Source organism: Ruminococcus sp. AF37-20 (genome assembly GCF_003460465.1).
Lineage (GTDB): Bacteria > Bacillota > Clostridia > Oscillospirales > Ruminococcaceae > Hominimerdicola > Hominimerdicola aceti.
This window is the reverse complement of sequence record NZ_QTVE01000041.1, coordinates 1-6968: the sequence shown is the minus strand read 5'-3', so window position 1 is coordinate 6968 and position 6968 is coordinate 1. Positions and strand designations below refer to the sequence as shown.

General features: G+C 43.7%; 7 protein-coding genes. All 7 read left to right on the top strand.

The genetic code is table 11. The annotated features are described in order from the left end of the window. A partial coding sequence (locus tag DW015_RS12875; protein WP_278306256.1) for a SpaA isopeptide-forming pilin-related protein occupies nt 1–1962 on the top strand: 1962 nt, incomplete at its 5' end. Further along, nucleotides 1959–2285, top strand: a complete 327-nt coding sequence (locus tag DW015_RS12870; RefSeq protein ID WP_117898182.1) for a DUF3852 domain-containing protein — start codon at nt 1959–1961, stop codon at nt 2283–2285. The genes DW015_RS12875 and DW015_RS12870, both read left to right, overlap by 4 nt. A gap of 16 nt (nt 2286–2301) precedes the next feature. Continuing rightward, on the top strand, nt 2302–3018 hold the full coding sequence (locus tag DW015_RS12865) for a hypothetical protein (RefSeq protein ID WP_117905916.1): 717 nt from the start codon (nt 2302–2304) through the stop codon (nt 3016–3018). Between the two features lie 50 nt (nt 3019–3068). Further along, nucleotides 3069–4448, top strand: a complete 1380-nt coding sequence (locus tag DW015_RS12860) for a DUF3991 and toprim domain-containing protein (protein ID WP_242993299.1) — start codon at nt 3069–3071, stop codon at nt 4446–4448. Nucleotides 4449–4567: 119 nt separating this feature from the next. After that, nucleotides 4568–6349 carry a VirD4-like conjugal transfer protein, CD1115 family gene (locus DW015_RS12855; protein ID WP_117905918.1) on the top strand — a complete coding sequence of 594 codons (1782 nt, stop codon included), beginning with the start codon at nt 4568–4570 and terminating at the stop codon, nt 6347–6349. Nucleotides 6350–6355: 6 nt separating this feature from the next. Then, nucleotides 6356–6646 (top strand): helix-turn-helix domain-containing protein, encoded by a 291-nt coding sequence (locus tag DW015_RS12850; protein ID WP_117894191.1) that lies wholly within the window; start codon nt 6356–6358, stop codon nt 6644–6646. After that, on the top strand, nt 6639–6944 hold the full coding sequence (locus tag DW015_RS12845) for a conjugal transfer protein TrbL family protein (protein WP_117905914.1): 306 nt from the start codon (nt 6639–6641) through the stop codon (nt 6942–6944). The genes DW015_RS12850 and DW015_RS12845 overlap by 8 nt, the downstream gene beginning before the upstream one ends. Nucleotides 6945–6968 lie beyond the last annotated feature (24 nt).

Sequence of the window (6968 nt, the reverse complement as noted above, 5' to 3'; positions counted from 1 at the left end):
GGCTATGCTGCGACAAAAATGCTCCCCTACGGCACGTATATTGTGCATCAGACAAAGGGTTGGGAAAATACCGAATGGATCGATGATTTTGAAGTGATTATCAGCGAAAACGAAAAAGAATATTTCTATCTTATCAATGACGCAGTGAAAAAATCCTTTGTAAAAATCGTAAAGAAGGACGCAGAAACAGGCAATGTAATTCCCGTTTCGGGCATCGGCTTCAAGGTTTGGGACTGTGCAAATTCCGAATATATTTCTCAAAAAATTTACTATCCGTCAGAAATGATTCTCGACACATTTTACACCGATGAAAGCGGCTCGCTGATGCTGCCGCAGGAGCTTGCTTACGGCGATTACGAGCTTCACGAAGTGCAGTCGGCGGAGGGTTATGTGCTTGATAAAAATCCTGTTCCATTTACAATTGACGGTTCAGTGGAAACCGTAGTTGTGGAGAAAACAAATACCGCACAGAAGGGCAGAATTTCTGTTCAGAAAACAGGTGATATTTTTACAACGGTCGCTACAGCATCATCTGCTTACACGGACGAAAACTGCGAAACTATTGTAAATCCGACAACTTACACTCCCGTTTTTGCAAGCGGAAATCTGTCCGGTGCAGTATTTCAGATTATCGCAGTAGAAGATATTGTGACGCTTGACGGCACGATCAGAGCAAATGCCGGCGATGTTGTAGCTGAGATCACGACCGATGAAAACGGATATGCAGAAACAGACCTTTTGTATCTTGGCAAGTATGAAGTCAGAGAAATTACTGCCCCTGACGGCTATGCTCTTAACGCAGAATCTCAGTTTGTTGAACTGACCTATGCAGGACAGGAAATTGCTGTTCGTGATACCGTAAATACGTCATTTGTCAACGATTATCAGGGTGTAGAAATTTCACTTTCTAAGGTCATGGAAAAGGACGAGTTATTTAACATCGGTAACTCCGATGAATATACCCGAGTTCGTTTCGGACTGTTCGCAGCCGAGAATATTACCGCCGCTGACGGCTCGGTAATTCCTGCTGACGGACTGATTTCTGAAATAAGTCTTGCTGAAAATATGTCCGCAAAGTTTGATACTGCTCTGCCTTTCGGCAAGTATTACGTTCAGGAAATTGCAACCGATGAGCATTATGTTCTGAACGGTAAAAAGTACCTTGTAAACTTCGAGTATATGGGACAGGAAGTAACTACTGTTACTGTTGATTGCGGCGAGTTTAAGAATGCTTTAAAACGTGGAAAAATCAGCGGTAAAAAGGTTGATGAAAACGAGAAATCTCTTGAAAATGCTTTGTTCGGACTGTTTGCTGTTGATACTGATGAGTTTACTGCCGACAACGCATATATGACCGCTGTTTCCGATGAAAACGGACACTTTGAATTTGACAAGATCCCATACGGCGAGTATATCGTCAGGGAAATCGAAGCTCCCACAGGATATATTCTCAGCGATGAAAGCTACCCTGTGACAATTTCTGAGGACGGCGAAGTCATAGAAATTAAAGCTGTGAATAAATCTACAAAAGTCAGAATTTCCAAGCAGGATATTACTACAGGTGAGGAGCTCCCCGGCGCAACGCTTCAGATTATTGACGAGGACGGAAATGTTGCCACGGAATGGGTATCAACAGACGAGGCTCACTTTATCGAGGGCAAGCTGATTGCAGGCAAGGAGTACACGCTCCGTGAAACGATCGCTCCCGACGGTTATGAGATTGCAAGCGAGATAAAGTTTACTGTGAATACTGACGGAAGTGTAACGGAGGTCGTTATGTACGATGAGCATACGCCTGATCTTGAAATTCCTCCTACAGTCACAATAGATACTCCTAATACAGGTGTATCCGCAGACAATAGTGCTGAGCTTTATCTAGTAGCCGCAGCGGTTATTATGGCTTTCGGTATGGTCATATGCAAGAGGAACGATAAGGAACAGAGAAAGGATGATGTGAAATGAGATCTAAAAAGAAACTGATCGCAGCAGCAAGTTCGGTGTGCTTTGCAGCTATGATGTCGCTAACTGCTTATGCTTCAGGCGATGTTGCGGGAGCTGTGCAAAGCACTTGGACCACTGCAAGATCGCAGGTGGTTTCGGTTGTAAACAACGTCGTGTTCCCCGTAATCGACGTGATATTGGCGGTTTTGCTGTTTGTTAAGATAACGCTGGCATACTTGGATTACCGCAAACACGGGCAGTTGGAGTGGACGCCGATTGCTATCATTTTCGGCTGTCTTATCTTTGCTTTGACTGCTCCGTTGTATATCTGGTCGATCGTTTAAAAAGGAGAATTTGTGTATGAAAAAAATATATTCAGCTATGGTTTCAGCGGCAATCGCAATGACAATGACCGCCTGCGGAACGATCAGTCCGCCAATACAGAATGCAGCAGAAACTACCGCAACAACGCCGATAACAGCCGAGTCCGTATTGGATTCGGCTGTCTCTTCGGAGGTCGAAAGTACCGTCAACAATGAACAGGTAAAGTCCGATACCTTTATCGCTGAGTTTTTCGATTCAAATATCAGCTTTGCAGATACAAGCGAATTGGTTACTGAGTCGATGAAAGACTGTGCCTTTGAGAACGAAACCGATAATTTCAATGGAGTGAATAAGGTCACTTTAAAAGGTAAAAACGGCGGCGGTATGTTGAATGTGATGTGTATAGATCTGTCTCAGTCACAGCTTGATTACGACATGGAATATATCCTTGAAAACTTCGGGGATTACTATTTTGGAAAAACCTCCGCACAGATGAGCGGTATCACTGAGGACGATTTTGTGTCAAATTATCGTATGACAACAAATGTATATTCAAAAGGAAAATATCAGCAGTACGGCTCTGTTCAGAAGTCTGACGGTATGGCGACGCAGTTTGGGTACACCGAAACTTATGCTGTGCTTAGTGAGGACAAGCTGACTGTTGCGTCGGGAGCATATCTTGGTACGGATATGATGGAAAGGCAGAGTTTTTCGCAGCTTATGGCTAAGTTTGCGGAAAACGTCAAGTATTAAAGGTTGGTGTAGTTATGCCATATATCCCATTTACAGAAGAACAAAAAGTAATGGCAAACTTCGTAGACTTGGAGCAGTTTTTGCGTATGCGGGGTGAAAAATTAGAACGTGTCGGCAGAGAGCATAAACTCATTTACTACGACGGTTCGGGCAAGCACGACAGCATAACGCTCCGTGGCTCGACTTGGTTCGACCATAAAAATCAAGTGGGCGGCGGAGCAATAAAATTCATGCAGGAATTCTATGATATGGACTTTCAGACGGCTGTTCACGAACTGTTAGGACAGACGATAACTCCCCTCTCTTATGCTCCTTCAAAAGCTGTTGTGCATGAAGAAAAAACAAAAGAGTTCAAGCTTCCCGAAGCGAACAGCAATATGCACAGAGTGTTCGCATACCTCATAAAACAGCGGTTTATTAATCCCGAAATTATCAGTTTTTTTGCAAAACAGCATACACTTTATGAGGACAAACAGCACCACAATGCAGTGTTTGTAGGACTTGATGAAAACGGCGTTCCACGTCAGGCAAGCAAGCGTTCAACCAATTCTTTCGGGAAAACTTTCCGCATTACCTGCGAGGGTTCAGATACCCGTTACAGCTTTTCCCACTTTGGCAAGTCGGAAAAGCTGTTCGTGTTTGAGGCTCCCACTGATATGATGAGTTTTCTTACACTCTATCCGCAGGAATGGCAGAAAAACAGCTACATTGCAATGAACGGTGTGTATGAAAATGCCGTTTTAACAGCGTTAAAGAATCACTCAAACATCAATGAAATTGTGCTTTGCGTGGATAATGATGAGGGCGGAATCGAGGCTGTTGACAGACTTCGGGATATACTCACAGAAAACGGATATCCAAACGTTAAATGGCTTGCACCTAAATTCAAAGATTGGAACGAAATTTTAAAGGCAAAAAACGGAGCGGAATTTTTGCCTGCTGTTCCTCATAAGCGAAAGGAAGAATATCTGAAAGAAGTGAGTGAACTTGGGTATCTGAAATGCCGTCCCGATAAGCTGACCTCGCAGATCTATGCAACGTTAAAAAACAGACAATACAAATATCTGGCTGAGTATGCTTTGGCAGGCTCTGCATTTTTTATGCCCAAAACCGAACAAATAAACAGCGAATATCAAGCGTTTGAAAGGCTTCAAGGCAAGCTTGGGAGTAGTTACAAGCCTTACACCGACAAGGGCAAAAAGGCGCAAAAACAAAGGAATTTGCAGGATTGTGTGCATGAGGTTTTGCGTGATCTTAAACAGACAGCCCGTACCCGTGAACAGTCAGTACAGACTGCCAAATTGCTGTATCGGCTTGCGGATAGTGCTGTCAGATTGTCGGTTGAGAAAGCTTTAAGTGTACCGATTCAGGAGCAGTGCGAGGATATAGATATCATTTCTGAACCCGAACCGTGTATGGAGTTCGGGTAATGCGATACCCTCCGCCTCACAGCGCAATACCTTGAAGATAACAAACTAACTATGTTATTTAAATACAGAAGAAAGAGTATTTTATGGTGATTGGAAGTGAAATTTTGAGTGAAAAACAAATGATTTTAATTGGAATTTTGGTTGTGATTTTTGTTGTTTTTGCAGTATTGGTAAATTTACTTGACAATAAGTCACTTAACGGAATAAAGGCTAAAAAGATCGGTGACGGTCAGCATGGAACTGCGAGGTGGGCGACGAGAACGGAGATAAAGCGTACTTTTATCCCTTTGCCATTTGAACCTGAGAAATGGCGCAAAGGTGAAAATCTGCCGACTGTTCAAGGAACTGTTGTAGCCTGCCGAACGCACGGCAAAAAGACTGTTGCTCTTGTGGATGACGGTGATGTGCATACTCTTATGATCGGCGCCGCAGGAGTCGGCAAGACCGCTTACTTTTTGTATCCGAATATAGAGCTTGCCTGTGCTTCGGGAATGTCGTTTGTCAGTACAGACACAAAGGGAGATGTGGCGAGAAATTACGGAACTATCGCCAAAAAGTATTACGGCTACAATGTTTCTGTGCTTGATTTAAGAAATCCGACAAGGAGTGATGAGAACAACATTTTGCACCTTGTGAATAAATATATGGATCTGTATTTGCAGGACAAAACCAATCTTTCTGCGAAAGCAAAAGCGGAAAAGTATGCAAAGATAACAGCAAAGACAATTATCAATATCGGCGGAGGTGACAGCTCAAACTATGGTCAGAACGCATTTTTCTATGACGCAGCGGAGGGCTTGCTTGCCTCGGTTATCCTGCTTTTGGCGGAGTTTGGCGACAAAAACGAAAGGCATATTGTTTCAGTTTTTAAGCTGATCCAAGACCTTTTGGCAAAGTATCAGCCTGCGCCGAAAGCCAAGCCTAAAATGTATTTTACAAAGCTTATGGAAAAGCTTCCCTCGGAGCATAAAGCAAAATGGCTTGCAGGAGCGGCGCTGAATGCGTCAGACCAGTCTATGCTGTCTGTAATGTCGACTGCACTTTCAAGGCTCAACAGTTTTCTTGATTCTGAACTTGAACAAATGCTGTGCTTTGGAACGGCGATAGACGCCGAGAAGTTCTGCAATGAAAAGTCTGCTATCTTTATTGTTCTGCCCGAAGAAGATACAAGCAAGTACTTTATGGTCAGTCTGCTTATCCAACAGCTATACCGTGAGATATTAGTCATTGCAGATGAAAACGGCGGAAAGCTTAAAAACAGAGTTATGTTTTACTGCGATGAGTTTGGCACATTCCCAAAAATAGACGGTGCTGAATCTATGTTCTCCGCAGGACGTTCAAGAAAAATATCAATCGTTGCGATAATTCAGTCCTTTGCACAGCTTGAACAGAACTATGGCAAGCAAGGAATGGAGATCATCACCGACAACACTCAGCTTACCGTGTTCGGCGGATTTGCGCCAAACAGCCAGAGTGCAGAGGTGCTGTCAAAAGCGTTGGGAGAGCAAACTGTGCTAAGCGGTTCTGTTTCGAATGGCAGGGACAAAAGTCAGTCCTTGCAGATGATTGGACGTCCTTTGATGACGGTGGACGAACTCAAAAGCATGCCGAAAGGACAGTTTATCGTTATGAAAACGGGCACTCACCCGATGATTAGCAAGCTGAAGCTGTTCTTCAAATGGGGGATAAAATTTGAAGAAGAATACAAACTTCCCGATAAGACCGCCCGTGCCGTTTCATACAAAGAGCGTGACGAACTGATAAAAGACGTTGAGGTCAAGTATTCGCAGAAGAAAAAAGCCGAGCCGGCTGATGAGATCGAAGTTGTCGATTATGAGGAGTCTGAGGAATTTGAAGAAGAACAGGCTAAAAAAACTAAGATCAAAACGAACAGGAGCTGATGCAAATTGATATTTCCAAGAAGAATTTACGATTTAGGTCTTAGCCACAAGGCTGTGGCTGTGTACTGTTATCTTGCAAACCGTGCGGATATAAACGGGGAATGCTATCCATCGGTGCGCAGGATCGCAGAAGATTTGAGCATACACAAAAGTACAGTGTATCGTGCATTTACGGAACTTGAAAACCGTGGATTGTTAGAACGGATACCTCGCTATCATATCCAAGGAGGACGGCGAAGCTCGCTGTACAGAGTAAAGGGCGAGATAACAAAGGCAGGAGGTGGTGCGGATGTTTGATTGGATCTCAGACGCCATTGACTGGATAGGCGACGGAATATCAAGCCTCTGGGACAATACAATAGGTTCTGCGGTAGATACCATAACAGACGCAATCTGGGATGTAATGTTTGAGTGGCTGTTCAACCTCATTTACGGCGCAGTTGCCGATCTTTTTGAATTTATCAATGCAAGCACAAGCAGTATTTTCGCTCTGTCGTGGGTGCAGTCGTTCATAGCATTGTTCCACAGTCTCGCATGGATGCTGTTTGTCTGTGGACTTATCGTGGCGGTGTTTGGTTTTGTCAATATCACTTGACACATTTTATACGAACAAGAATTA